The organism is Streptomyces spectabilis (assembly GCF_008704795.1).
GTDB lineage: Bacteria > Actinomycetota > Actinomycetes > Streptomycetales > Streptomycetaceae > Streptomyces > Streptomyces spectabilis.
This window is the reverse complement of record NZ_CP023690.1, coordinates 3552193-3579148: the sequence shown is the minus strand read 5'-3', so window position 1 is coordinate 3579148 and position 26956 is coordinate 3552193. Positions and strand designations below refer to the sequence as shown.

The window sequence follows — 26956 nt, the reverse complement described above, 5'->3', positions numbered from 1 at the left end:
GCGGCACCGCGGTCCGGATCGGGCCGGTGTGGGCCGAAGTGCGTCGCCCCGTCTCGGGGCGCTGCGGTACTCTGACGCCATGCGTGCCGTACGCCTTCTGCTTAGCGGGCCGCGCTGATCAGTCCCGACCGCCCAGTGAGCGCGGTCGGAATCGGCGCGGCGTCCCCTCCTGTGTGAGGGGCATTTTTATTTGGCCGCACGGCCGTTTCCGCAGGCAGAGACGATCGATGGAGCTTTGAGGACCATGAGCGAGACGAATTCCTCCGCCACCGCCGAAGGCGCCGGGGGCGCCCCTTCGGCGGCCGAGGCGGCCGCGCCGCACCGCTACACGGCCGCCCTGGCGGCCGAGATCGAGGCGCGCTGGCAGGACGTCTGGGACGCCGACGGCACGTACGAAGCGCCCAACCCGAGCGGTGACCTGGCCGGCGACCCGGAGCTGGCGGCCCGCCCCAAGAAGTTCATCATGGACATGTTCCCGTACCCCTCGGGCGCGGGTCTGCACGTGGGCCACCCCCTGGGGTACATCGCCACGGACGTCTTCGCGCGCTTCCAGCGCATGACGGGCCACAACGTCCTGCACTCCCTGGGCTTCGACGCCTTCGGCCTGCCCGCCGAGCAGTACGCGGTGCAGACGGGCACGCACCCGCGCGTGTCCACCGAGGCCAACATCGCCAACATGAAGGCGCAGCTGCGCCGCCTGGGCCTGGGTCACGACAAGCGCCGCTCGTTCGCGACGATCGAGCCGGAGTACTACAAGTGGACCCAGTGGATCTTCCTGCAGATCTTCAACTCCTGGTACGACGACGAGCTGCGCAAGGCCCGTCCGATCGCCGACCTGGTCGCCCAGTTCGAGACCGGTGAGCGTGCCGTACCGGACTCCACGCGCGCGTGGAGCGAACTGTCCGCCGCCGAGCGCGCCGACGTCCTGAGCGGCTTCCGCCTGGCCTACGCCTCCGAGGCCCCCGTCAACTGGTGCCCGGGCCTGGGTACGGTCCTGGCGAACGAGGAGGTCACCGCCGACGGCCGCTCCGAGCGCGGCAACTTCCCGGTCTTCAAGTCCAAGCTGCGCCAGTGGAACATGCGCATCACGGCTTACGCCGACCGTCTGCTGGAGGACCTGGACGCGCTGGACTGGCCCGAGGCCATCAAGCTGCAGCAGCGCAACTGGATCGGCCGCTCCGAAGGCGCCCGCGTCGACTTCCCCGTCGGCTCCGGCGACGCGGCGATCACCGTCTTCACCACGCGCCAGGACACCCTGTTCGGCGCCACGTACATGGTCCTGGCGCCCGAGCACGAGCTGGTCGACTCGCTGGTCCCGGCCGCCTGGCCGGAGGGCACCCACGAGGTGTGGACCGGCGGCCACGCGACGCCCGCCGAGGCCGTCGCCAAGTACCGCGCCATCGCCGCCGCCAAGTCCGACGTCGAGCGCCAGGCCGACGCCAAGGAGAAGACCGGCGTCTTCACGGGCGTGTACGCCACGAACCCGGTCAGCGGAGAGCCCGTCCCGGTCTTCATCGCCGACTACGTCCTGATGGGCTACGGCACCGGCGCCATCATGGCCGTCCCGGCGCACGACACCCGCGACTTCGCCTTCGCGCGCGCCTTCGAGCTGCCGATGCGCTGCGTCGTCGAGCCCTCCGACGACCGCGGCACGGACGCGTCCACGTGGGACGACGCGTTCGCCTCGTACGAGGCGAAGATCGTCAACTCGTCGGGCGAGAAGGTCTCCCTGGACGGCCTGTCCGTCGTCGAGGCCAAGGCCCGCGTCACCGAGTGGCTGGAGCGCGAGGGCATCGGCCGCGGCACCGTCAACTTCCGGCTGCGCGACTGGCTGTTCAGCCGCCAGCGCTACTGGGGCGAGCCCTTCCCGATCGTCTACGACGAGGACGGCGTCGCGCACCCGCTGCCCGAGTCGATGCTGCCGCTGCCGCTGCCGGAGGTCGACGACTACTCGCCGCGCACCTTCGACCCAGACGACGCCGACACCCGCCCGGAGACCCCGCTGTCCCGCAACGAGGACTGGGTCAACGTCACGCTGGACCTGGGCGAAGGACCCAAGAAGTACCGCCGCGAGACCAACACCATGCCCAACTGGGCGGGCTCCTGCTGGTACGAGCTGCGCTACCTGGACCCGCACAACGACCAGCAGCTGGTCGCCCCCGACATCGAGCGCTACTGGATGGGCCCGCGCGCGGGTCAGCCCACCGGCGGCGCCGACCTGTACGTCGGCGGCGCCGAGCACGCCGTGCTGCACCTGCTGTACGCGCGCTTCTGGTCGAAGGTCCTGTTCGACCTGGGCCACATCTCGTCGGCCGAGCCGTTCCACAAGCTGTTCAACCAGGGCATGATCCAGGCGTACGTCTACCGCGACAGCCGTGGCTTCCCGGTCCCGGCCACCGAGGTCGAGGAGCGCGACGGGCAGTACTTCTTCGAGGGCGAGCCGGTCAAGCGCGAGCTGGGCAAGATGGGCAAGTCCCTGAAGAACGCGGTCACCCCGGACGAGATCTGCGAGGAGTACGGCGCGGACACGCTGCGTCTGTACGAGATGGCGATGGGCCCGCTGGACGTGTCCCGCCCGTGGGACACGCGCGCGGTCGTCGGCCAGTACCGGTTGCTGCAGCGCCTGTGGCGCCTGATCGTCGACGAGGCCACCGGCGAGGCGACCGTCGTGGACGCGGAGCCCGGCGAGGACGCGCTGCGCGCGCTGCACAAGGCGATCGACGGCGTCCGCCAGGACCTGGAGGGCATGCGGTTCAACACCGCCATCGCCAAGATCACCGAGCTGAACAACCACCTGACCAAGACCGGCGGCGCGGTGCCGCGCTCCGTCGCCGAGCGCCTGGTGCTGCTGGTGGCGCCGCTGGCCCCGCACATCGCCGAGGAGCTGTGGCGCCGTCTGGGCCACACCGACTCGGTCGTCCACCAGGACTTCCCGGTCGCCGACCCCGCGTACGTCGTGGACGAGGCCGTGACCTGCGTCGTGCAGATCAAGGGCAAGGTCAAGGCGCGCCTGGAGGTCTCGCCCGCCATCTCCGACGAGGAGCTGGAGAAGGTCGCCCTGGCCGACGAGCGGGTCGTGGCCGCGCTGGACGGCGCGGGCATCCGCAAGGTCATCGTGCGGGCGCCGAAGCTGGTGAACATCGTTCCCGCCTGACGCCGACGGCAGTTGACCGGCCGGACCCCGAGCGGGGCCCGGCCGGTCAACTGTTCGCGGGGCGGGGTACGTTGCCCGACGCGGGGTGCGGCATCGGACTCGCCGTGGCGCCGCATCGGCCCCGCCGCGGCGCGGCATCGGCCCTCGCGCATCCGGGTAGTCCCCTACGGGCAGGATCGGGGTTCCGCTGGAACCCTCGACCGGCCCGCTGCGTTTACCGTGGAGAGGCGGACGGGCCCGTCCGCCTCCGCCCCTCACCGACCGTCCCGCCCGGCCGAAGGAGAAGCATCGTGGAAGCCGTGATCGCAGTGGTCGCGCTGCTCTTCGTGCTGTTCCTGGCGGTGGGGGCGTATGCGGTGGTCAAAGCCGTGGGCGCCGCCAAGCGCGGCGTGGACCGCACGCTCTCGCAGGCCCGCCGCACGGTCGAGGACACGACGCTGCGCGCGAAGACGTTCGCGCAGCCCGGCGCCGTCGGCGAGCTGGCCCAGCTCCGGCTCAAGCTGCGCACGTCGATGCGGGCCACCCAGGACGCGCTGCACGCGGGCGTCGCCGAGGACTCCTCGCTGCACGAGTCCCTCGCGCTCTTCGAGCGTCTGAGCGCCCACGGCCACGAGCTGGACGACGAGCTGAAGCGCCTGGAGAGCGAGCCGGACCGGATCACCCTGAGCCAGCGCCTGCCCGCCCTGAAGGAGCGCACGGAGCAGATCACGAAGGCCGCGGACTCGCTGCGCTGGGCGGCCCGCGACCGCGCCGACAAGTTCGCGGACGACGAGCTGGACCTGCTGAGGACGCAGATCGACATGGAGACGGGCGCGCTGCGGCACTGGACGACCGAGCCGTCCGACGTCCCCCAGCCCTCGGCGTCCCCCTCGCCTTCCTCTCCCTCCTCTTCCTCGTCCTCGCCGTACTCCGCGCCCGCTTCGTCGTGGCCCGACCCGACGCCGGCGGAGTCGTCACCCCGGCCCGGCACGACGGCCCCCGCGGAGACCTCAGACCGCTCAGCCCAGGAGCCGACGAGACCCGCGATCGCTCCGGCGAGCCCGCGGCCGACGTACTCCTGGGAGAAGCAGACCAAGCCGGAGAGCACCACCTGAGGCCGCGTGATCCGATGCCGATGCCGTCGTGAGGCGTCGGCCTGCCCGGCTGCGCGCGGCCCGTCATGGGGGCCGTCGCCCGGGTGACGGGGTCGGACTGCCGCGGCCGGGTTCCTGCGGGTAATCTCCAGCTCATGTCCCGCCATGTCGCGATCGTCACCGATTCAACGGCCTACCTGCCGCAGCGGACGATGGAGCGGCACGGCATCACCGCGGTGCCGCTGACCGTGGTGCTCGGCAATCAGGCGCTCGAAGAGGGCACCGAGATCTCGGCCCGCTCCCTCGCGCTCGCGCTGCAGAAGCGTCGCCCCGTGACCACGTCGCGGCCCAGCCCCGAAGTCTTCGCGCGGACCTACCGCGAGGTCGCCGAGGCGGGCGCCACGGGCATCGTCTCGCTGCACCTGTCGGCGGAGTTCTCGGGGACGTACGACGCGGCCCTCCTCGCGGCGCGCGAGGCACCGGTGCCGGTGCGCGTCGTCGACACCGGCATGGTCGCGATGGCCCTCGGCTTCTGCGCCCTCGCGGCCGCCGAGACAGCCGAGTCCGGCGGCTCCGTGGACGAGGCGGTGTCCGCCGCCGAGAAGCGGGCCGCGAGCACGTCCGCGTACTTCTACGTCGACACCCTCGACTACCTCCGCCGTGGCGGGCGGATCGGCGCGGCCCAGGCGCTCCTCGGCTCCGCGCTCGCCGTGAAGCCGCTGCTCGAACTGGACGACGGCCGCATCCAGCTCCTGGAGAAGGTGCGCACCGCGTCGAAGGCGATCGCCCGCCTTGAGGAGATCGCGGTCGAGCGGGCCGGTGCGCACGAGGTGGACATCGCGGTCCACCACCTGGCGGCGCCCGAGCGCGCCGAGGCCCTCGCGGAGCGGCTCAGGGAACGGGTGCCGTGCCTCGCGGAGCTGCACGTCAGCGAGGTGGGCGCGGTGATCGGGGCGCACACGGGGCCGGGGCTGTTGGGGGCTGTGGTTTCGCCTCGGTGAGACGAGGCTCGTGTGGGTGACGGAGTTATCCACAACTTCCGGGTAGTCCCCGGGAATTGACCAAGATCAACGTGCTTTCGGCGCGATGTCTAGCGTCGTCGGCATGGCACTTCGATCACCTTCACGGACAGCGGCAGACACGGCGAGCGATGAGCTGAGCCCGGCACCGCCGGTACGAGCGACGACGCATCGCCACGCCCGACGGCGCGCCCGGCGCAGGCGCGCTGCGGCGGAGGCGATGAGGCTGCGTGCGGAGACGCTCTTCGCGGGGGCCGGTGGACCGGACCCCGGTCGGGTGGGGCCTCGCCGGGCGGGGGTGGGTGGGGAGGAGTGGCGCGGTGCGCCATCGCCGCCGCCCTCGACCGAGCCGGAGCAGGTGGGCTCCTCGCCCGAGGGCGGGCGTGACCAGGAGGATGGGTACGACCGTCCCGCGCGGGCGAAGACCTCATGGCGGGCGCGCGCAGGGCTCGCCGTACGGGAGCGGCTTCCGGTCTGGATGCAGCTCAGATGCGGCCTGGAGCGGCGGAGCGTGCTCGCGCTCGGGGTGGTCCTCGTCGTCGCGGCGGGGTTCGCGGCCCAGCACTTCTGGAGCGGCCGGGCCCAGCCGGTCCCGGCGCCGGACGTGGTGGGTGAGGCGGCGGCGCCGGGCCGCGACGCGGGTCCTTCTCCGTCACCGGGAGCGCTGCCGGACGCGGGGCTGCCTCCGGGAGCCGAGGCGGCCGAGGGTTCCGGTGCCGGGGCGACGGGTGAGGCAGGCGCGGCGGGCGGCGGGCTCGTCGTGGACGTCAGCGGCAAGGTCCGCAGCCCCGGTGTTCTGCGCCTTCCGGCCGGCTCCCGGGTCGCCGACGCGCTGCGGGCCGCGGGCGGGGTGCGCCCCGGCACGAAGACCGATGGCCTCAACCGCGCCCGGCTGCTCGTGGACGGTGAGCAACTGCTGGTGGGCGGCGCCACGCCCCCGGCGCCCGGCGTGCCCGCGGGAGGCGCGGCGGCCGCACCGTCCGGTGTCCCCGGAGCGACCACGGGCCCCGTCGCGCTGAACTCCGCCACTCCTGAGCAACTGGACACCCTGCCGGGAGTTGGCCCGGTCCTCGCGCAGCACATCATCGACTACCGCACGGAGCACGGCGGCTTCCGCTCGGTGGACGAGCTTCACGAAGTCAATGGAATCGGCGATCGACGCTTCGCCGACCTGCGGAATCTCGTACGGCCATGAGGAGGCGGGGCGCAAGGCCGACGGGCGCGGGGACGAGGCCTTCGGGGGCGGGGAGCGTGGTCCCCGGCGCTGCCGGGGACCACCGCTCCGGCTCCGCGAACCCCCGTCAAGAAGGCCCGGCGGACCTGCGGCTCGTGCCGCCCGCCCTGGCGGCCTGGGCGAGCGCGGCCCTGGCGCTCGACGCTCCGCCCCGCCTGGTGGTGGGCGCGGTGGTGGTCTGTGTGGTGGTCGCCGGTGCCCTGCTGGTGACGTGGACGGCGTGCGGGCGCGCGCCGAGCGGGACGCGCGGCCGTCCGGGCCGTTGGCGCGACGGAGCCTGGGGGCGGGTCAGCGTGGCCGGCGTCCTGTTGTGCGCTGGAGCGGCGGCGGCCTCCGCGGGGCTGCACGGGGCGGACCTGCACCGTGGTCCGGTCCCCGGGCTCGCCGGGGAGTACGCCACGGTGACGGCGGAGCTGGAAGTGACGTCGGACCCGCGCCGCACCAGACCCCGGGTCACGGGCGACCGCCCGGTGCCACCGGCCGTGGTGCTGGACGCGGACGTCGTGCGGGTCATGGAGACGGACGGCACGACGACCGAGACGCGGACACCGGTGCTGGTCGTCGTGCGGCACGAGGAGAAGGAGGAGGGACACGACACCGGCGCGGGCGCGGGAGGTCCGCACGGCGCACAAGGCGCGGGGGGTGAGCGAGCGGAGGTGAGCGGGGCCGGGCAGCGCCGGGATTCCCCGTGGCTCGGACTGCTGCCGTCCACGCGGCTGCTGGTGCGGGCGGATCTCGCGCCGCCGCTGCCGGACAGCGGAGGGATCGCGGCGGTGCTGCGGGTGACGGGGGACCGGGTGCCGCGTGTCATCGGGAAGCCCTCGCGCGCGCAGCGGTTCGCGGGCGAGCTGCGCGGGGGGCTGCGCGAGGCGACGGACGGGCTGCCCGCCGATGCCCGGGCGCTGCTGCCGGGCCTTGTCATCGGGGACACCTCTCGGGTGCCGCCGGAGTTGGAGCAGGCGTTCCGGGCGACCGACCTCACGCACCTGCTGGCTGTGAGCGGGACCAATCTCACGATCGTCCTCGCGCTGCTCATCGGCCCGCCGGGGACGGCGCACCGGGCCGAGCGGCGCGGCCTTGCCCCGCGGTTGGGAATCCCGTTGCGGGCGACGGCACTGCTCGGGGGCGGGCTGACGCTCGGCTTCGTGCTGGTGTGTCGGCCGGAGCCGAGTGTCGTGCGGGCGGCGGCGTGCGGCCTGGTGGTGCTCCTCGCCATCGCCACGGGCAGACGCAGATCGCTGATCCCGGCCCTCGCCGCCGTGGTCCTCGTGCTCGTTCTCTACGACCCGTGGCTGTCGCGGAGCTATGGCTTCCTGCTCTCCGTGCTCGCCACGGGGGCGCTGCTGACGCTCGCGCCGAGGTGGAGCGCCGGGCTTCGACGGCGCGGGGTGCCGGGGCGGCTCGCCGAGGCGCTGGCGGCCGCCGCGGCGGCGCAGGCGGTGTGCGCGCCGGTGGTGGCCGTCCTCGCGGCGAGGGTGAGCTTGGTGGCGGTGCCGTGCAATCTGCTCGCGGAGTTCGCGGTGGCTCCCGCCACGGTGCTCGGGTTCGCCGCGCTGGCGGTGGCGCCGGTGGCGATGCCGGTGGCCAAGGTTCTGGCATGGGGCGCGAGTTGGCCGACCGGGTGGATCGCGGGCATCGCGCGGACGGGGGCGGCGCTGCCCGGGAACGGGGTGGACTGGCCGGGCAGTTGGCGCGGCGCGCTGCTGCTCGCCGCCGTCACGGTGGTGCTCGTGTTTGTCGGCAGGCGGCTCGTGCGGCACCCGTGGCTGTGCGCGGCGTGCGCGCTGCTGCTGCTCGTCGTGATCGTCCAGCCCCCGCCGCTCACCCGGGTCATCGCGGGCTGGCCGCCGCCGCGGTGGCGGCTGGTGATGTGCGATGTGGGGCAGGGAGACGCGACCGTCCTCGCGGCGGGGCCCGGTGCCGGGGTGGTTGTCGACGCGGGTCCCGACCCGATGCTCGTGGACCGCTGTCTGCGGTCGCTGGGCGTCACGCGGGTGCCTCTGGTGTTGCTCACGCACTTTCACGCGGACCATGTGGCGGGGCTGCCGGGGGTGTTGAGGGGGCGTTCGGTGGGGGCGATCCAGACGACGGGCCTCGGGGAGCCGCCGGGGCAGGCGGCGTTCGTGCGGGCGCAGGCCGCCGCGAGGGGAGTGCCGGTGACGCGGGCCGTGGCCGGGGAGCACCGCCGCACGGGGGAGCTCGACTGGCGGGTGCTCTGGCCCGCGTCGCACCCGGCGCCGGAGCCGGAGGGGCCGAACGGCGCCAGCGTCACGCTCCTGGTGCGCACGCGGGGCCTCACCCTGCTCCTGCTGGGCGACCTCGAACCGCCCGCGCAGCGAGCCCTGTTGCGCAGCCCGGAGGGGGCGGGGCTGCCCCGCGTGGACGTCCTGAAGGTCGCTCACCACGGCTCGGCGTACCAGGACCCGGAGCTCCTCCGGCGGGCCGGGCCGCGCCTGGCGCTGATCTCCTGCGGGGCGGACAACTCCTACGGACACCCCGCACCCCGTACGGTCGCCGCGCTGCGGGGGATGGGGGCGATGGTGTTGCGGACGGACGAGGACGGGGCGGTCGCGGTGATCGGAGGGCGGTCCGACGGCGGGGCCGATGGCGGGTCCCGTGAGACGGCCGGAGGGGCCGCCGGGGGCGCGGGCGGGGGAGGGGAGGCGGAACTGGGAGTGGTCACGCGCCGGCCCTGAGGCGGCGAGGGCCGGCCCCGGCGGCGGTGTGCCGGGAGAGGTTAATTCGGGTCAGCCGGACAGTCGGAGCAGTTCTTATGTTTCTGCAATGTTGCTGCTGAAGTGGGTGCGTTTGCATCGAATGCCGCAACGGTGATCGAATGCCTCTTCTAGGTGTTGTCAAGTCCCGCGGGGGTGTGTCGCAGTGTTCGGCCGTTGGCTGGGAAACCGTTCGAGCCGAGGAGGGCGGTCCGGCCCGCTGTCGGCGGTGACGGTCCCGCCCAGCGCGGGGGTGCTCAGCTGCCGGGTGCTCGACCCCGTGAACGAGCCGGTGCGGCACGCGGAGCTGTCCGTCACCGACACCATGGGGCGCAAGGTCGTCAGCGGTGGGACAGACCCGTTCGGGTCGTTCGTGACGACGGTCCCGGCGGGGGAGTACCGGCTCGCGGTGTCGGCGGAGGGATTCACTCCGTACCGGGCGAACGTGACGGTCGGCGAGGGCGCGCACGCCTCGATGGGCGATGTGACGCTCCAGGTGGCGCAGTTGCCGACACTGCCGGAGTCGGGGGACTGGGACATCGACCCGATGCACTCCACGATCGGGTTCACGGCGCGGCACATCGGGCTCGCGCGTATCCACGGCCGGTTCAACACGTTCGCGGGGGCGATCCGGCTCGCCGAGCGGATGGAGGACTCGGCGATGCACGTGGTGATCGACGCCGCGTCCATCGACACGGCCGTCAAGATGCGCGACGACCACCTGCGGTCCGGTGACTTCCTGGACGTGGAGCGGTTCCCGACGATGGAGTTCTACGGCGACCGGTTCGTGCACAAGGGCGGCAACCGCTGGGCGATCACCGGTGCGCTCTCGCTGCACGGCGTGACGCGGACGGTGACGCTCGACACCGAGTACCTGGGGGTCGGGCAGGGCATCCAGGGCGAGACCCGTGCGGCCTGCCGCGCGACGACCGAGCTGCACCGCGACGACTTCACGATCACCTGGCAGACCATGCTCGCCCGGGGCATCGCCGCGGTCGGCGCCAGCATCACCATCGAGCTGGACATCCAGATCGTGCCGAAGAGCGCCGCCGAGGCCGCCGCGGCATAGCGCTCAGGGGGCCTCGAGCCAGCCCTCGTACTCCGCGGCGAGTTCGTCGAGCGCCGTCGGGTCCAGGCGCCGCTCGGGGTCCTCGACGACGACCAGCCACTGGGCGTCCTCGGCGTCGTCCTCACCGGCGAGCGCGTCGCGTACGAGTTGGGGCTCCTCCGGGACCTCGAAGCGGTCGGGGAGTTCTTCGGCGACTTCTTCCGCCGCGTCGCGGTCGGGCAGCACCAGGACATGTCGTACGTCGGTCACCTGGCCATTCTCGCCCACGGCGGGCCGGGGTCCGGGCGCGGTTCCCGCGGGGCCTCCGGCTGTCGGTGGCGCGTGGGATGCTTGACCGCGATGGCCAGGAAGAACGCACAAGACAATCCGCTCGCCCCCGTCACGGTGGCCGTCGGGCAGGAGGACCTGCTGCTCGACCGTGCCGTGCAGGAGGTCGTCGCCGCGGCCCGCGCCGCGGACGCCGACACCGATGTGCGGGACCTCACCCCTGATCAGCTGGCGCCGGGCACGCTCGCGGAGCTGACCAGCCCGTCGCTGTTCGCCGAGCGCAAGGTCGTGGTCGTGCGCAGTGCGCAGGACCTGTCGGCGGACACGATCAAGGATGTGAAGGCGTACTTCGGCGCGCCTGTGGAGGAGATCACCCTCGTGCTCCTGCACGCGGGCGGCGCCAAGGGCAAGGGGCTGCTCGACGCGGCCCGCAAGGCCGGGGCGCGGGAGGTCGCCTGCCCCAAGATGACCAAGCCCGCGGACCGGCTCGCGTTCGTGCGGGGGGAGTTCCGCACGCTCGGGCGCGCGGCGACGCCGGAGGCCTGTCAGGCCCTGGTGGACGCGATCGGCAGTGATCTGCGCGAGCTGGCCTCCGCCGCGGCGCAGCTGGTCGCGGACGTCGAGGGGACCATCGACGAGGCGGTTGTCGGGCGGTACTACACCGGGCGGGCCGAGGCCTCCAGCTTCACCGTGGCCGACCGGGCCGTGGAGGGGCGGGCCGCCGAGGCGCTGGAGGCGCTGCGCTGGTCGCTCTCCACCGGGGTCGCGCCCGTGATGATCACGAGCGCGCTCGCGCAGGGGGTGCGGGCGATCGGAAAGCTGTCCTCCGCCCGGGGCGGGCGCCCCGCCGACCTGGCGCGGGAGCTGGGGATGCCGCCCTGGAAGATCGATCGGGTGCGGCAGCAGATGCGGGGGTGGTCTCCCGACGGGGTGGCCGTGGCGCTTGCCGCTGTCGCGGAGGCCGACGCGGGAGTGAAGGGTGGGGGGGACGATCCCGAGTACGCCCTGGAGAAGGCGGTCGTCGCCGTCGCCCGGGCCGCCCGAGCCCGCCGGACCTAGCCCACGCCCCGGCCCGCCGGGCCCTGGCCTGCCGGGCCCGCCTCACGCCCCGGCCCCCCGGGCCTGCCGGGCCTGCCGGGCCTGCCGGGCCTAGCCCATGCCCCGGCCGCGCTGGCCTGCACGCCCCGGCCGCCCGGCCTAGGACCACGCTCCGGCCACTCAGCCCGCAAGGCCGCTCCAATCCCGCCCCTTCCCGAAACCGGGGCTCCGCCCCAGACCCCCAGGCAGCAGGCGCCACTCCAGCCCCAGGGAGCACCAGCCCCCCAAACCCAGAAGACCCCGCCCCGCCCCGGGGAAGGGGCGAGGTGCGGGGTCTTCTGGTCACGCTGTGTGGTGAGCTCGCACCCGCGTGGCGAACGCAGGCCGCGTACGAGCTCGGAGTGCCGGTCGGGAGCGGATGAGAGAGGGCCCGCTCTGGGTCCCACCGGCGGTTACATCAGGATTCAGCCCTGGAGGGACGCGACCTTCGAAGCAAGCGCCGACTTCTTGTTGGCGGCCTGGTTCTTGTGGATGACGCCCTTGGAGACGGCCTTGTCCAGGTTGCGGTTGGCGTCGCGCAGCGCGACGGTGGCCTTCTCCACGTCGCCCGCGACGATGGCCTCACGGGTCTTGCGGATCGACGTCTTGAGCGCGGACTTGACCGACTTGTTGCGCAGGCGCGCCTTCTCGTTGGTCTTGTTGCGCTTGATCTGGGACTTGATGTTCGCCACGAAAGAGCCTTTTCAGGTTCAGGTACCGCTGATTTCTCTGACATGCGCCTCGTGCTGAGAGGGCTACGAGACACAGCTGCCCACGGTACCAGCCCCCCTCGGGGCAGCCCAAACCGATGGGTGCGGCCCACCCGTGGGACCATGGAGGCTACGTATCGATCCGACCCGAGGCATAAGGCGCCTCAAGAGACAGGACCCTGCGTGCCCGCGACCCCTAAGAATGTGCCCGAGCCGAGCCGTACCGACCCGGCTCTGATCCGCAATTTCTGCATCATCGCGCACATCGACCACGGCAAGTCCACGCTCGCCGACCGCATGCTCCAGCTGACCGGTGTGGTCGAGCAGCGCCAGATGCGCGCCCAGTACCTCGACCGCATGGACATCGAGCGTGAGCGCGGCATCACGATCAAGTCCCAGGCGGTGCGTCTGCCCTGGGCCCCCACCGAGGGCCCGGACCAGGGCAGGACCCACATCCTCAACATGATCGACACCCCGGGCCACGTGGACTTCACGTACGAGGTCTCGCGTTCGCTCGCCGCGTGCGAGGGGACGGTCCTGCTGGTCGACGCCGCCCAGGGCATCGAGGCGCAGACCCTCGCCAACCTGTATCTGGCGATGGAGAACGACCTCAAGATCGTCCCGGTGCTCAACAAGATCGACCTGCCGGCCGCCCAGCCGGAGAAGTTCTCCGAGGAGCTGGCGAACCTCATCGGCTGCGACCCGGAGGACGTCCTCAAGGTCTCCGCGAAGACCGGGCTCGGCGTCGAGGCGCTGCTCGACCGGGTCGTGGCCGAGGTCCCGGCGCCCGTCGGCGTCGCGGACGCGCCCGCCCGCGCGATGATCTTCGACTCGGTGTACGACTCGTACCGGGGCGTCGTGACGTACGTACGTGTCGTCGACGGCCAGCTCAACAAGCGTGAGCGGATCCGGATGATGTCGACGGGCGCGACGCACGAGCTCCTGGAGATCGGGACGAACTCGCCCGAGATGCTCGCCGCCGACGGGCTCGGCGTGGGTGAGGTGGGCTACCTCATCACGGGCGTGAAGGACGTGCGGCAGTCCAAGGTCGGTGACACGATCACCTCCCTGCACAAGGGCGCCACGGACGCCCTCGGCGGGTACAAGGACCCCAAGCCGATGGTCTTCTCGGGTCTGTATCCGCTGGACGGCTCCGACTACCCGGAGCTGCGCGACGCGCTCGACAAGCTCCAGCTCAACGACGCCGCCCTGGTGTACGAGCCGGAGACCTCCGCCGCGCTCGGCTTCGGCTTCCGCGTGGGCTTCCTCGGCCTGCTTCACCTGGACGTGATCCGCGAGCGCCTGGAGCGGGAGTTCGGGCTCGACCTGATCGCCACCGCGCCGAACGTGGTCTACCGCGTGATCATGGAGGACGGGGCCGAGCACACGGTCACCAATCCGAGTGAGTTCCCCGAGGGGAAGATCGACCAGGTCTTCGAGCCGGTCGTGCGGGCCACCATCCTCGCGCCGTCGGAGTTCATCGGCTCGATCATGGAGCTGTGCCAGAACCGGCGCGGCACGCTGCTCGGCATGGACTACCTGTCCGAGGACCGCGTCGAGATCCGGTACACGCTGCCGCTCGCGGAGATCGTCTTCGACTTCTTCGACCAGCTGAAGTCCAAGACGCGCGGATACGCCTCGCTGGACTACGAGCCCACGGGCGAGCAGTCCTCCAGCCTGGTCAAGGTCGACATCCTGCTGCACGGCGACAAGGTCGACGCGTTCTCGGCGATCACGCACAAGGACGCGGCGTACGCCTACGGCGTGCGGCTCGTCGCCAAGCTGCGCGAGCTCATCCCGCGCCAGGCCTTCGAGGTGCCCATCCAGGCGGCCATCGGCTCGCGGGTCATCGCCCGCGAGACCATCCGCGCCATCCGCAAGGACGTCCTCGCCAAGTGCTACGGCGGTGACATCTCGCGTAAGCGGAAGCTGCTCGAGAAGCAGAAGGAAGGCAAGAAGCGGATGAAGATGGTGGGCTCCGTGGAGGTCCCGCAGGAGGCCTTCATCGCGGTGCTCTCCAGCGACGAGGGCGCGAAGAAGAAGTAGTCGCCCGCCCGGCCACGGCCGGGTTCCCCGCTGTGCGAAAGCGCCCGTCCGACGCCCGGACGGGCGCTTTTCGTCTGCCGGTGAGTGCCGGACGGGGGCCGTACCGTCTGTCGGCGACTGTGAGGTTACCGCCCCGTTCTGTAGAAAGTGACAGGCAGCAGCCCCTTACGTGGCGGGCGTACGGCCTCTACCCTGATCACTGCTCGGAGGTTACTCGCAAGTTAAACAACGTGCCTGGAGTGGCATCGGAGCGCAGCAGCCACACGCAGCCAGCCAGTAGGACGCACCGTCGCGGGCCCGGAGGATGTCGTGAGCGACACACAGACCTTGATCGAGAACCGACCGCCCTCCGTGGCGCACCTCCTGCTGGAGCGGGTCGCGGCGACGCCGGAGGCCGAGGCCTACCGCTACCCGGTCCCCGCGGCCTCGGGCGAGGGCCCGGACGACTGGAAGGCGCTGAGCTGGGCCCAGGCCGCTGAGCGCGTCGACGCCATCGCGGCCGGTCTCATCGATCTGGGGCTGCTGCCCGAGGACCGGGTCGCGCTCGCCTCGGCCACCCGTATCGAGTGGATCCTCGCCGACCTCGGCATCATGTGCGCGGGCGCCGCCACGACGACGGTCTACCCGCAGACCAACGCCGAGGAGTCCGCGTTCATCCTCGCCGACTCCGGCAGCCGGGTCCTGATCGCCGACAACGTCGAGCAGCTGGTCAAGGCGCGCGAGCAGCGGGCGAACCTGCCCGACCTGAAGCACGTCGTCCTCTTCGACACGAAGGGCGTCGAGCCCGCCGCCGACGACCCCGAGGGCTGGGTGCTCAGCCTCGCGGACCTTGAGGCGCGGGGCGCCGCCCATCTGGAGAAGAACCCGGACGCGGTCAAGCAGCGCATCGACGCGATCCGGTCCGACCACCTCGCGACGATCATCTACACCTCGGGCACGACGGGCCGCCCCAAGGGCGTGCGCCTGCCGCACGACAACTGGTCGTACATGGCGAAGGCCATCGCCGCCGTCGGCCTGCTCTCGTCCGAGGACGTGCAGTACCTGTGGCTGCCGCTCGCGCACGTCTTCGGCAAGGTGCTCACCAGCGGGCAGATCGAACTCGGGCACGTCACCGCCGTCGACGGCCGCGTGGACAAGATCATCGAGAATCTGCCGGTGGTCCAGCCGACGTACATGGCGGCCGTGCCGCGCATCTTCGAGAAGGTCTACAACGGTGTCGTGGCCAAGGCACGGGCCGGCGGCAACGCCAAGTACAAGATCTTCCAGTGGTCGGCGGAGGTCGCCCGCGAGTACGCCAGGACCAGCCAGGACAACTTCCGCAGGACCGGGGTGGCCTCGGTGCCGTTCGGCCTCGGAGCCAAGCACAAGGTCGCCGACAAGCTCGTGTACGCGAAGCTGCGCGAGGCGTTCGGCGGGCGGCTGCGGGCCGCGGTGTCCGGTTCGGTGGCGCTCGCCCCCGAGATCGGCTACTTCTTCGCGGGCGCCGGGATCCACATCCTGGAGGGCTACGGGCTCACCGAGTCCTCCGCGGCCTCCTTCGTCAACCCCGGCGAGGCCTACCGCACCGGCACCGTCGGCAAGCCGCTGCCCGGCACCGAGGTACGCATCGCCGACGACGGTGAGATCCTGCTGCGCAGCCCCGGCATCATGGAGGGCTACCACGGGCTGCCCGAGAAGACCGCCGAGGTCCTGGAGGCCGACGGCTGGTTCCACACCGGCGACATCGGGGAGCTGTCCCCCGACGGCTATCTGCGGATCACCGACCGCAAGAAGGACCTGTTCAAGACCTCCGGCGGCAAGTACGTCGCGCCCACCGAGGTCGAGGGCCAGTTCAAGGGCGTGTGCCCGTACGTCTCCAACATCCTGGTGCTCGGCGCCGACCGGAACTTCTGCTCCGCCCTCATCGCCCTGGACGAGGCCGCCATCACGGGCTGGGCCGAGGAGAACGGCCTGGGCGGCAAGAGCTACGCCGAGGTCGTCGCGGCCCCCGCCACCGTCGCCCTCATCGAGGGGTACGTGAAGCAGCTCAACGAGGGCCTCCAGCGCTGGCAGACGATCAAGAAGTTCAAGCTGCTCCCGCGCGACCTCGACGTCGAGCACGGCGAGCTGACGCCGAGCCTGAAGCTCAAGCGCCCCGTGGTGGAGCGGGAGTACAAGGACCTGATCGAGGAGATGTACGCGGGCGCGCGCGAGGCCTGAGTCCCGGCCCGGGACGAGGTCCGGGCCCCCGGTCCCGCGCGGGGCCGGGGGCCGGGGCGGTCAGGCGCCGCGTCTGCGCCGCATCTCCCGCAGGATCTCCTCCATGCGCGTGATCTGGTGGCGCACGTCCTTCATGTCGTCGAACTCCCGGTCCGCGAGCTGTCGCTCGATCGCCGCGAGACGCAGCGACAGCTCGTCGAAGTGCTCCTGCTCGCGCGCCAGCACGTGCTCCAACTGCTGGCTCTTGCGGTGCAGATCCAGGAACACGGTGACCTTCGCGCGCAGCACCCACGGGTCGAAGGGCTTGGTGAGGTAGTCCGCCGCGCCCGTCGCGTAGCCGCGGAAGGCGTAGCCCGCGTCGTTGTCCGTGCCCGTCAGGAAGATGATCGGCACGTCCTTCGTCTGGTCGAGGCGCTTGATGTTGGACGCGGTCTCGAAGCCGTCCATGCCCGGCATCCGCACGTCGAGGAGGACCACGGCGAACCGCTGCCGCAGCAGTGCCTTCATCGCCTCCTCTCCCGAACGGGCGCGTACCAGCGGTTCGTTCAAGGACCCCAGGACGGCCTCCAGCGCCACGAGATTGTCCTCCATGTCGTCGACGAGGAGGATGCTCGCGTGGTCTCCGGTGGTGGCCTCAGTGCTCATGGTGACGGTGCCTCACTCGGTCGTCGGCGGAATCGCGTTCTCCGCTTGAGTGCCGCGCGGTTCCGCGTCGGCGGGTTCTGCGGGCGCCGCCTCGACGGCTTCCAGGGGCTCGGTCGCCTCCGGAGGCCCGACGGTCTCCACAGGCCTGACGGTCTCGGGGGACGTGGACGCCTTCGACTCCGACGGCTCGCCCTCGGGGTCCAGGAGGGCACAGACGACGGTGAGCAGCTGGTCCACGTCCACCGGCTTGGGGACGTAGTCGGTGGCGCCCTGCGAGATGGCCTTCTCGCGGTCACCGGGCATGGCCTTGGCGGTCAGGGCCACGATGGGCAGCCCCGTCCAGCGCGGTGAGCGGCGGATGGCGGCGATGGTCTCGTAGCCGTCCATCTCCGGCATCATGATGTCCATCAGGATCAGGTCGGTGTCGGGGTTGCGCTCCAGGGTCTCGATGCCCTCGCGGCCGTTCTCGGCGTAAAGGACCACCAGGCCGACGCGGCTGAGGACGTGCGTGAGCGCGAAGACGTTGCGGATGTCGTCGTCGACGATGAGCACCCGGCGGCCCGGCAGGACCCGGCCCGCGTGGCCCTCCTTCCACTCCTCCAGCTTGGTCGGCGCGGGCCAGTTGTCGTCCGCCTCCGGCACGGTGTGCGCCGACAGGACCATCTGCTCCCGGGGCTCGGGCGTCGGGACCGTGCGCGAGGACGCGTACGCCACCGCCGCCGCGCCGTGGCCGGGGTGCACCACGGGCACGTACAGGGTGAAGGTGGAGCCCTCGCCGGGGCGGGACTCGGCGGTGATGCGGCCGCCGAGCAGGCCCGCGATCTCGCGGCTGATGGACAGGCCGAGTCCGGTGCCGCCGTACTTGCGGTTGGTGGTGCCGTCGACCTGCTGGAACGCCTCGAAGATCACCGGGAGTTGCTCGGGCGGGATGCCGATGCCGGTGTCCCTCACGGTGAAGCTGATGAGGTCGCCGCGGTCGCTGAGCAGCGGGTCGGGGGAGACCTTGACGTGCTGCACGCTCAGCTCGACGCGGCCGTTCGCGGTGAACTTGACCGCGTTCGACAGCAGGTTGCGCAGGATCTGCTGGAGCCGCTGCTCGTCGGAGAACATCTCGCGCGGCACGTCGTGTCCGACCGTCACGTCGAAGGCGAGCCCGCGGTCGAGCGTGAGCGGGCGGAACGTGGCGTGCACATAGTCCAGGACCTTGATCAGCGGCAGCTTCTTCGGGCGCACGTCCATGCGGCCCGCCTCGATCTTCGAGAGGTCGAGGATGTCGTTGATCAGCTGGAGCAGGTCCGAGCCCGAGCGGTGGATGGTGCTGGCGAACTGCACCTCCTGGTCGGAGAGGTGGCCGTCGGGGTTGTCGGAGAGCAGCCGGGCGAGGATCAGCAGCGAGTTCAGCGGGGTGCGCAGCTCATGCGACATGTTCGCGAGGAACTCCGACTTGTACTGCGACGAGGTGGCGAGCAGCGCCGCCTTCTCCTCCAGCTCCGCGTTCGACCGGCGCAGCTCCGCCTGCTGGCGCTGGAGTTCGTCCGAGCGCTCCTGGAGCTGGGTCGCGAGCCGCTGCGACTCGCTGAGCAGGGACTCCGTACGGGAGTTGGCGATGATCGTGTTGATCGCGACGCCGATGGTGTTCACGAACTGGTCGAAGAACGCCAGGTGGACGTCGGAGAAGCGGGAGAACGTGGCCAGCTCGATCACGCCGAGCAGCTTGTCCTCGAAGAGGATCGGGATGATGACGACACTCGCGGGCGAGGCGTCACCGAGACCCGAATGGATCTTGATGTAGTCGGGCGGCACCTCGTCGAGGAGGATGCGCTTCTTCTCCAGGGCCGCCTGGCGCACCAGGCCGTGCGCGGGCATGCCGGCGGTGTCGACGAGGAAGCCCTGCTCCTCCTCCATGCCGGTGTCCTGCGCGGAGCCGTACCCGGCGATGAAGGCGAGGCCCTTCGCGGGTGACGTCTGCAGCGGGGCGGAGCCGTCGGCATCCGGGTTGGCCAGGAAGAACGCCCCGTACTGGGCGTTCACCAGCGGGGTCAGCTCGCGCAGGATCAGGTCGGCGACCTCCATGAGATCGCGGTGGCCCTGCATCAGGCCCGCGAGCCGGGCGAGGTTGGACTCCAGCCAGTCCTTGGCGCGGGTGGTCTCGCGGAGGTTGGACACCATCAGATTGATGTTGTCCTTGAGCTCGGCGACCTCGCCCCGGGTCTCGACGGTGATGGAGCGGGACATGTCGCCCTGCGCCACGGCGGACGCGACCTCGGCGATGGCGCGGACCTGCGTGGTCAGATTGAGCGCCAGCTCGTTCACGTTCGTGGTCAGGCGCTTCCAGGTGCCGTACACGCCCTCGACGCGGGCCTGGCCGCCGAGCTGACCCTCGGAGCCGACCTCGCGGGCGACGCGTGTCACCTCGGACGAGAAGGACGACAGGGTGTCCACCATCGTGTTGATGGTGGTCTTCAGCTCCAGGATCTCGCCGCGCGCGTCCACGTCGATCTTCTTCGACAGGTCGCCCTGGGCGACGGCGGTCGCGACCTGGGCGATGTTGCGCACCTGGCCCGTCAGGTTGTCCGCCATGTAGTTGACGTTGTCGGTGAGGTCCTTCCAGACCCCGGACACGCCGAGGACCTGGGCGCGGCCGCCGAGGCGGCCGTCGGTGCCGACCTCGCGGGCCACACGCGTCACCTCGTCGGCGAACGCGCGCAACTGCTCCACCATCGTGTTGACGGTGTCCTTGAGCTCCAGGATCTCGCCGCGCGCCGTCACCGTGATCATCTTGGACAGGTCGCCGTTGGCGACGGCGGTGGTGACCTGGGCGATGTTGCGGACCTGGGAGGTGAGGTTGGACGCCATGAAGTTGACGTTGTCGGTCAGTTCCTCCCAGACGCCGCTGACGCCGCGCACCTGGGCCTGACCGCCGAGGTTGCCCTCGGTGCCGACCTCGCGGGCGACGCGGGTGACCTCGTCGGCGAAGGCGGAGAGCTGGTCGACCATCGTGTTGATCGTCGACTTCAGCTCCAGGATCTCGCCCTTGGCCTCGACGGTGATCTTCTTCGACAGATCGCCCTGGGCGACGGCGGTCGACACGAGGGCGATGTTGCGCACCTGCGAAGTGAGGTTGTCCGCCATGAAGTTGACGTTGTCGGTGAGGTCCTTCCACACCCCCGACACGCCGCGTACGTGGGCGCGGCCGCCGAGGTTGCCCTCGGTGCCGACCTCGCGGGCGACGCGGGTGACCTCGTCGGCGAAGGCGGAGAGCTGGTCGACCATCGTGTTGACGGTGTCCTTGAGCTCCAGGATCTCGCCGCGGGCGTCCACGGTGATCTTCTGGCTCAGGTCGCCGTTGGCGACGGCGGTGGTGACCTGGGCGATGTTGCGGACCTGGGAGGTGAGGTTCGACGCCATGAAGTTGACGTTGTCGGTGAGGTCCTTCCACACCCCCGACACCCCGCGCGCCTGGGCGCGGCCGCCGAGCCTGCCCTCGGTGCCGACCTCCCGGGCGACGCGTGTCACCTCGGCGGCGAACGCGGACAGCTGCTCGACCATGGTGTTCACGGTGAGCTTCAGTTCGAGGAGCTCACCGGTGGCCTCCACCGTGACCGTGCGGGTCAGATCGCCCTGCGCCACGGCCGTGGTGACCAGGGCGATGTCGCGGACCTGCGCGGTCAGGCGCGAGGCCATCGTGTTCACGGCCTCGGTCACGTCGCGCCAGCTGCCGGACAGGCCCCTGACCTTGGCGCGGCCGCCGAGCCTGCCCTCGGTGCCGACCTCCCGGGCCACGCGCGTGACTTCCCCCGTGAAGAGGGACAGCTGGTCGACCATCGTGTTGACGGCGCGCCCGAGGCGGCGCAGATCGCCGCGCAGCTCCCGCGACCCGTCGTGCAGGTCGACGCGCTGGGTGAGGTCGCCGCCCGCGACGGCGTTCAGGACCCGGGTGGCGTTCGTGGCGGGTGCGACCAGGGAGTCCAGGAGGGAGTTCACCTCGATGATCCGCGTGGCCCAGCTGCCCTGGCCCGGGCTCGCGGTGAACCGCTCGTCGAGCCGTCCGTGGCGCACCATCTCCCTGCGGATCCGGATCAGCTCGCCGTCGAAGTGCGTGGAGCGGTCCACGAGTTCGTTGAAGACGGTGATCAGCTCGGCCGCCAGGCCCGTGCCGGTCAGCGGCGCCTTGGTGAAGTTCCCGTCCCGTGCGGCCCGCATGGCGGCGAGCAGGGCCCGCAGACCGGCGACCTCGTCCTCCGACAGAGCGGCCGGGGCGGCGACGGCGGACAGCGCCTCCACGCCCGGGGCGTCGGCGGGCGCGGGAAGCTTGGCGCGCGCGGTGGGGGAGCGGCGGGTGGCGGAAGCGGCCGACACTCGCCCGGGCTCCTTGCCCTGACGGGCAGCCTGACGGGCAGTTGGCGGTCGTGTGGGCGGAGCCGACGGCGGAGTACTGGCGGCGGGGCGGGGCGGCGTCTGGCCGGGCGATGCCATGGGAGCGTCCGAGGTGTCCGAGATGTCAGAGGTCCCCCGGGAGTCCGGGGTGTCCGAGCCGTCCCGGGCGACGGTGCGGAAAGGGAGCGGAAGGGGACCGGCTGCCTCCGAGGAGGCGCGGGTCGTGGTCCGGGCGGATATCGGTGTGTCTGCCGATGCCGAAATCTGACCGTGTCCGGGCGCGGGCGTAGCACTGTTCTCACTCATGATGGCCCACTTCGGTAACTCGGCGCTTATGGGCCCAGTCAGTCTGTCACTCTGTCCGTGTCGCCTGAGGCGTAACGTCCGAACTGCTCAGGAGCCGCACTGTGGGGGCCATTCCGATGCAACGGGAGACCGCTGTCCGCGCCTCCGTCGAGCCCGCCGCACGCCTTGGGCCATCGACGGTAGTGCGGACTTCCCTGCCCGGAAACCCGCTCGCGCCCTCCGCCGCGCGCCGGTTCGTCCGCGCGGCGCTCGCCGACTGGGTGGAGCTCGGGGTGCCCGCCGCCACGCGGGTCGGCGACCGGCTCGCGGACGACGCGGTGCTCGTGGTCAGCGAGTTGGTGACGAACGCCGTGGTGCACGCGGGCACGTCCGTCGAGATCCTGTGCCGCCTGGACGAGGCGGTGCCGGGCGACGGCTCCTTCGACGGTCTCGACGGCCTCGACGCCCTGGTCGTGGAGGTCTCCGACCACCACCCGGCGCGCGCCGTGCGCAGCGATCCGCACACCTCCCAGCCCGGCACGCCCGAGTACGGCCGCGGTCTGCAACTCGTCGCCTCCCTCGCCGAGTCCTGGGGCATCACCTACCGCTCCGGCACCAAGACGGTCTGGGCGCGCCTTCCCGTGGACGACGACCGGATGCTCGCCGACCTCACCGGCTTCCCCGACTTCGACGCGTACGCCGGGGACGCGGCGCTCCAGGGCGGGCTCCGCTCCGCCGAGATCCCCGCCCCCGCCCCCAAGCGCGTCGCGTACGACACGGAGTGGATCAACAGGGGCGCGCTCACCTTCCTCGCCGAGGCCTCCGACATGCTCGCGGGGCAGTTCGACGAGAGCCTGGTCGCGGCCCTCGCCGGGCAGCTCCTCGTGCCGCGGCTCGCGGACTGGTGCGCGGTGTGGCTGGACGACGAGGCCGACAGCGCCGGGCGCGCGGCCGGCGACGGCGCCCCCGGCACCCACCTCGCGCGCGTCTGGCACACCAGCGAACAACGGATAGAGGAGCTGCGCCGCGTCCTGGAGAAGGAGCCACCGAGCCTCGGCGAGTCGGCGGGCCCCGGCGCGGTACCGGTGTCCTGGCCCGGCGACGCCTTCGGCGACGACTCCACGGGGGCCGCCGTCGCCTACCGCCTGGTGGCGGGCGGCCGCCATCTCGGCGCCCTCGTCATCGGCCGGGCCGGCCTGCCGCGCTTCCCCGACGAGGTCACCGGCCTCGTCGAGGACTTCAGCCGCCGCGTCGCCCTCGCCATCAGCGCCGCCCGCCGCTACCAGCGCCAGGCCACCATCAGCCGGGTCCTCCAGCGCGGACTGCTGCCGAACGCCGTCGCGGAGATCCCCGGCGTGCAGAGCGGCCTCGTGTACGAGCCGTGCGAGCAGGGCGGTCCCGGCGGCGACTTCTACGACGTGTTCCCCGCGGGCGACGGCCGCTGGTGCTTCGCCCTCGGCGACGTCCAGGGCAAGGGCCCCGAGGCCGCCGTCGTCATCGGCCTCGCCCGCCCCTGGCTGCGGCTGCTTGCCCGCGAGGGCTACCAGGTCGCCGAGGTCCTCGACCGGCTGAACCAGCTCCTCCTCGACGATGCCACGGAGGCCGCGGACGCGGCGGCCGCCGTCATGGCCGTCGCGGGCGGCCAGGGCGTGCCGCCCGAGGGCGCCACCGCGCGCTTCCTGTCCCTCCTGTACGGCGAGCTCGTGCCGTACGACGGCGGGGTGCGCTGCACCGTGGCGTCCGCCGGGCACCCGCTGCCGCTGCTCCTGGGCGCCGACGGCCAGGTGCGGGCCGCCGCCGGGCCGCAGATGCTCCTCGGCGTGGTCGACGACGAGACGTACACGAGCCGGACTTTCGACCTGCTCCCCGGTGAGACGCTGCTGTGCGTCACGGACGGGGTCACCGAGCGCCGCACCGGCGGGCGCCTCTTCGACGACGGCGACGGGCTCGCCACGGCCCTCGCCGACTGCGCGGGCCTCGACGCGGGGCTCGTCGCGGAACGGATCCGCCGCCTCGTCCACGAGTTCTCCAGCCGGCCGCCGGACGACGACCTGGCGCTCCTGGTGCTCCAGGCCCGCTGAGCCCGCGGGGCGCGGAGCGGTAGGAGCGGTCGGAGCGGGCGGAGGAGCCGGGCGGCCCGGGCCCATAAACTGGGAGGTATGCCTTCCGCCCTGCCCGATGGAGAACCCGTGCCCCAGGACGGGGCCCTCCCCCCGTCCGCCCTGGGCGGAACGGCCCCACTCGGCTTCTACCTGCACGTTCCGTACTGCGCCACCCGCTGCGGCTACTGCGACTTCAACACCTACACCGCCCCCGAGCTGCGCGGCACCGGCGGTGTCCTCGCCTCCCGCGACAACTACGCCGAGACCCTCGTCGAAGAGGTCCGCCTGGCCCGCAAGGTCCTCGGGGACGACCCGCGCCCGGTCCGTACGGTCTTCGTCGGGGGCGGCACGCCCACGCTGCTGGCCGCCGACGACCTCGTACGGATGCTGAGCGCCGTCCGCGACGAGTTCGGCATCGCCGACGACGCGGAGATCACCACCGAGGCGAACCCCGAGTCGGTGGACCCGGCCTATCTGAGCACCCTGCGCGAGGGCGGCTTCAACCGCGTCTCCTTCGGCATGCAGAGCGCCAGGCAGCACGTCCTGAAGATCCTCGACCGCACGCACACCCCCGGGCGGCCCGAGGCCTGCGTCGCCGAGGCGCGCGCGGCGGGCTTCGAGCACGTGAACCTCGACCTGATCTACGGCACCCCCGGTGAGAGCGACGACGACTGGCGGGCGTCCCTCGACGCGGCCATCGGCGCCGGACCCGACCACGTGTCCGCGTACGCGCTGATCGTCGAGGAGGGCACCCAGCTCGCCCGCCGCATCCGGCGGGGCGAGGTCCCCATGACGGACGACGACGTGCACGCCGACCGCTATCTGATCGCCGAGGAGGCGCTGTCCGCCGCCGGGTTCCAGTGGTACGAGGTGTCCAACTGGGCGACATCGGACGCGGGCCGCTGTCTGCACAACGAGCTGTACTGGCGGGGCGCCGACTGGTGGGGCGCGGGGCCCGGCGCGCACAGCCACGTGGGGGGCGTGCGCTGGTGGAACGTGAAGCACCCGGGCGCGTACGCCGCCGCGCTCGCGGAGGGGCGGTCGCCCGGAGCGGGCCGTGAGCTCCTCGCGGACGAGGACCGGCGGGTGGAGCGCGTCCTCCTCGAACTGCGGCTTCGGGAGGGCTGCCCGCTGTCGCTCCTGAAGGAAGCGGGCCTGGCCGCCTCGCGCCGCGCCCTGACGGACGGCCTCCTGGCCCCGGGGCCCTACGAGGAGGGCCGGGCGGTGCTCACCCTGCGGGGCCGGTTGCTGGCCGACGCGGTGGTCCGGGACCTGGTCGACTGAGGCCGCCCCCGGGCTACGGGGCCGTCACGAAATCGATCAGTTCCTCCACGCGGCCCAGAAGCGTCGGCTCCAGGTCCTTGTAGCTGCGCACCGAGCCCAGGATCCGCTGCCACGCGGCCCCGGTGTTCTCCGGCCAGCCGAGGGCGCGGCACACCCCGGTCTTCCAGTCCTGGCCGCGCGGGACGCGGGGCCAGGACGCGATGCCCAGGGAGGAGGGCTTCACGGCCTCCCAGACGTCGATGTACGGGTGGCCGACCACCAGCGCGTGCGGGCTGGAGACCTCGGCCGCGATCCGGGACTCCTTCGAGCCGGGGACCAGGTGGTCCACGAGGACGCCGAGGCGCGCGTCGGGGCCGGGCGCGAACTCCGCGACGATCGCCTGGAGGTCGTCGACGCCCTCCAGGTACTCGACGACGACGCCCTCGATGCGCAGGTCGTCGCCCCACACCTTCTCGACGAGCTCCGCGTCGTGGCGCCCCTCCACATAGATGCGCCCGGCGCGCGCCACCCGTGCCCGCGCCCCCGGCACGGCGATCGAGCCGGACGCGGTGCGCGCGGGCCGCGCGGGCGCCGCCGCGGCCTTCGGGCGGACGAGCGTGACGACCTTGCCCTCCAGGAGGAAGCCGCGCGGCACCATCAGGAACACCCGGTGCTTGCCGAAGCGGTCCTCAAGGGTCACCGTCGGGCCCTCGGCGGTCTTCTCGCAGCGGATCACCGCACCGCAGAAGCCGGTCCGGACCTCCTCCACCACCAGGTCGACATCGGCGGGGACTTCGGGGACGGGGGCCGACCTCTTCCACGGCGGGGTGAGGTCCGGGTTGTAGCTGCGCATTCGACAGACGTTATGACATGGGGTGACGTCCCGTCACGGGGACGTGCCCGCACCGCGCACCGCCCCCCGAACCGCGCAGCTCACCGCAGTCCGAACCGCCCCACCAGCTCCTCCCGTTGCGCCCGTACGAACGCCGCGTCGACGACCGCCCCGTGCCCGGGCACGTACCGCGCGTCCGCGCCGCCCAGGGCGAGCAGCCGGTCGAGCGCGGCGGGCCACCGCCCGGGGACCGCGTCGGGACCCGCCTGAGGTGCGCCCGACTCCTCGACGAGGTCGCCGCAGAAGACGACCTCGGGCTCTCCGGGCGCGCTGCCGGGCACCAGGACGGCCAGGTCGTGGCCGGTGTGGCCGGGGCCGACGTTCGCGAGGAGGACCTGGACGCCGCCCAGGTCGAGGGTCCGCTCGCCGCTCACCAGATGGCGCGGGAGGACCAGCAGGTCGGTGGCCTCGGCGGCGGCGCGGGCGTCCAGGCCCTGGGTGACGGCGTCCGTGCGCAGGCCCTCGCGGTCCCGGTCGAGCACCGCGTCGACGCCGACCGTGCCGAACACCTCGACCCCGGCGAACGCCGCCGCGCCGAGCACGTGGTCGAAGTGCGGGTGCGTCAGCGCGAGATGGGTCACACGGCGGCCGCCGCCGAGCAGCCGCTGGGCCTCGGCGCGCAGGAGCGCGCCCTCCCGCAGGCTCGACCCGGCCTCGATCATCAGGGCGGCCTCGTCGCCGACGACGAGGCCGACCGTGCAGTCCCACACGGGGAGCCGCCGCCGTCCCACCCGTGCGGTGAGCCGCTCCCAGCCCGCCTCCCGCCAGTCCGGGGCCGGTGTCACGCGTACGTCCATACGGTGACGCTAGCGCCACCGTCCCCGGTCGGC

At 72.2% G+C, this 26956-nt stretch carries 17 protein-coding genes; 11 read left to right on the top strand and 6 right to left on the bottom strand.

The genetic code is table 11. The features are described 5' to 3' along the window. Positions 1–244: 244 nt before the first annotated feature. The 6 genes from leuS (at position 245) to CP982_RS15480 (ending at position 10263) form a co-directional block, all read left to right on the top strand. A complete protein-coding gene (gene leuS / locus CP982_RS15505; protein WP_150511086.1) occupies positions 245–3154 on the top strand; it encodes a leucine--tRNA ligase in 2910 nt (969 codons plus the stop codon). 290 nt (positions 3155–3444) lie between these two features. After that, positions 3445–4248: a hypothetical protein gene (locus CP982_RS15500; RefSeq protein ID WP_150511085.1), complete on the top strand. Its 804-nt coding sequence runs from the start codon at positions 3445–3447 to the stop codon at positions 4246–4248. 134 nt (positions 4249–4382) lie between these two features. Then, positions 4383–5228 carry a DegV family protein gene (locus CP982_RS15495; protein WP_150511084.1) on the top strand — a complete coding sequence of 282 codons (846 nt, stop codon included), beginning with the start codon at positions 4383–4385 and terminating at the stop codon, positions 5226–5228. Between the two features lie 376 nt (positions 5229–5604). After that, the gene (locus CP982_RS15490; protein ID WP_372503361.1) at positions 5605–6441 is read left to right on the top strand and encodes a ComEA family DNA-binding protein; all 837 of its coding nucleotides are present in this window, start codon (positions 5605–5607) and stop codon (positions 6439–6441) included. Then, positions 6438–9176, top strand: a complete 2739-nt coding sequence (locus tag CP982_RS15485; RefSeq protein WP_150511082.1) for a ComEC/Rec2 family competence protein — start codon at positions 6438–6440, stop codon at positions 9174–9176. The genes CP982_RS15490 and CP982_RS15485 overlap by 4 nt, the downstream gene beginning before the upstream one ends. A 184-nt stretch (positions 9177–9360) precedes the next feature. Next, complete coding sequence (locus tag CP982_RS15480) at positions 9361–10263, top strand: YceI family protein (protein WP_150511081.1); 903 nt, start codon at positions 9361–9363, stop codon at positions 10261–10263. A gap of 3 nt (positions 10264–10266) precedes the next feature. Here CP982_RS15480 and CP982_RS15475 read toward each other — a convergent pair whose 3' ends face one another. Then, positions 10267–10512, bottom strand: a complete 246-nt coding sequence (locus tag CP982_RS15475; RefSeq protein ID WP_150511080.1) for a hypothetical protein — start codon at positions 10510–10512, stop codon at positions 10267–10269. A gap of 90 nt (positions 10513–10602) precedes the next feature. On the opposite strand from CP982_RS15475, the gene holA reads away from it, so the two are divergent. Further along, complete coding sequence (gene holA / locus CP982_RS15470; protein WP_150511079.1) at positions 10603–11589, top strand: DNA polymerase III subunit delta; 987 nt, start codon at positions 10603–10605, stop codon at positions 11587–11589. Positions 11590–12032: 443 nt separating this feature from the next. Here the strand turns inward: holA and rpsT are convergent, their stop codons facing one another. Then, positions 12033–12299, bottom strand: coding sequence for a 30S ribosomal protein S20 (gene rpsT, locus CP982_RS15465; RefSeq protein WP_030674013.1), 267 nt, complete (start codon positions 12297–12299; stop codon positions 12033–12035). 201 nt (positions 12300–12500) lie between these two features. On the opposite strand from rpsT, the gene lepA reads away from it, so the two are divergent. Together lepA and CP982_RS15455 are read left to right on the top strand one after the other, a co-directional pair. Continuing rightward, positions 12501–14363, top strand: a complete 1863-nt coding sequence (lepA, locus tag CP982_RS15460; protein ID WP_150511078.1) for a translation elongation factor 4 — start codon at positions 12501–12503, stop codon at positions 14361–14363. A 309-nt stretch (positions 14364–14672) separates the two neighbouring features. Beyond that, complete coding sequence (locus tag CP982_RS15455; RefSeq protein WP_150511077.1) at positions 14673–16562, top strand: AMP-dependent synthetase/ligase; 1890 nt, start codon at positions 14673–14675, stop codon at positions 16560–16562. Between the two features lie 60 nt (positions 16563–16622). On the opposite strand, the gene CP982_RS15450 is transcribed toward CP982_RS15455, so the two are convergent. Continuing rightward, positions 16623–17207, bottom strand: a complete 585-nt coding sequence (locus CP982_RS15450; RefSeq protein ID WP_150511076.1) for a response regulator — start codon at positions 17205–17207, stop codon at positions 16623–16625. Positions 17208–17219: 12 nt separating this feature from the next. Further along, on the bottom strand, positions 17220–21410 hold the full coding sequence (locus tag CP982_RS15445; protein WP_150515501.1) for a HAMP domain-containing protein: 4191 nt from the start codon (positions 21408–21410) through the stop codon (positions 17220–17222). A gap of 596 nt (positions 21411–22006) precedes the next feature. Between CP982_RS15445 and CP982_RS15440 the strand changes: the two genes are divergently transcribed. Continuing rightward, on the top strand, positions 22007–23950 hold the full coding sequence (locus CP982_RS15440; protein ID WP_150511075.1) for a SpoIIE family protein phosphatase: 1944 nt from the start codon (positions 22007–22009) through the stop codon (positions 23948–23950). Positions 23951–24028: 78 nt separating this feature from the next. Continuing rightward, on the top strand, positions 24029–25255 hold the full coding sequence (gene hemW, locus CP982_RS15435; RefSeq protein ID WP_150511074.1) for a radical SAM family heme chaperone HemW: 1227 nt from the start codon (positions 24029–24031) through the stop codon (positions 25253–25255). Between the two features lie 13 nt (positions 25256–25268). Here hemW and CP982_RS15430 read toward each other — a convergent pair whose 3' ends face one another. Continuing rightward, positions 25269–26087: a DUF3097 domain-containing protein gene (locus CP982_RS15430; RefSeq protein ID WP_150511073.1), complete on the bottom strand. Its 819-nt coding sequence runs from the start codon at positions 26085–26087 to the stop codon at positions 25269–25271. Between the two features lie 80 nt (positions 26088–26167). Beyond that, positions 26168–26923 carry an MBL fold metallo-hydrolase gene (locus CP982_RS15425; RefSeq protein ID WP_150511072.1) on the bottom strand — a complete coding sequence of 252 codons (756 nt, stop codon included), beginning with the start codon at positions 26921–26923 and terminating at the stop codon, positions 26168–26170. Between the last annotated feature and the right edge of the window lie 33 nt (positions 26924–26956).

Coding starts and splice junctions, on each gene's coding strand:
- leuS (WP_150511086.1), top strand. CDS start 245: ATGAGCGAGACGAATTCCTCCGCCACCGCCGAAGGCGCCGGGGGCGCC.
- CP982_RS15495 (WP_150511084.1), top strand. CDS start 4,383: ATGTCCCGCCATGTCGCGATCGTCACCGATTCAACGGCCTACCTGCCG.
- CP982_RS15485 (WP_150511082.1), top strand. CDS start 6,438: ATGAGGAGGCGGGGCGCAAGGCCGACGGGCGCGGGGACGAGGCCTTCG.
- holA (WP_150511079.1), top strand. CDS start 10,603: ATGGCCAGGAAGAACGCACAAGACAATCCGCTCGCCCCCGTCACGGTG.
- CP982_RS15450 (WP_150511076.1), bottom strand. CDS start 17,207: ATGAGCACTGAGGCCACCACCGGAGACCACGCGAGCATCCTCCTCGTC.
- CP982_RS15445 (WP_150515501.1), bottom strand. CDS start 21,410: ATGCGGGCCGCACGGGACGGGAACTTCACCAAGGCGCCGCTGACCGGC.
- CP982_RS15440 (WP_150511075.1), top strand. CDS start 22,007: ATGCAACGGGAGACCGCTGTCCGCGCCTCCGTCGAGCCCGCCGCACGC.
- hemW (WP_150511074.1), top strand. CDS start 24,029: ATGCCTTCCGCCCTGCCCGATGGAGAACCCGTGCCCCAGGACGGGGCC.
- CP982_RS15430 (WP_150511073.1), bottom strand. CDS start 26,087: ATGCGCAGCTACAACCCGGACCTCACCCCGCCGTGGAAGAGGTCGGCC.
- CP982_RS15425 (WP_150511072.1), bottom strand. CDS start 26,923: ATGGACGTACGCGTGACACCGGCCCCGGACTGGCGGGAGGCGGGCTGG.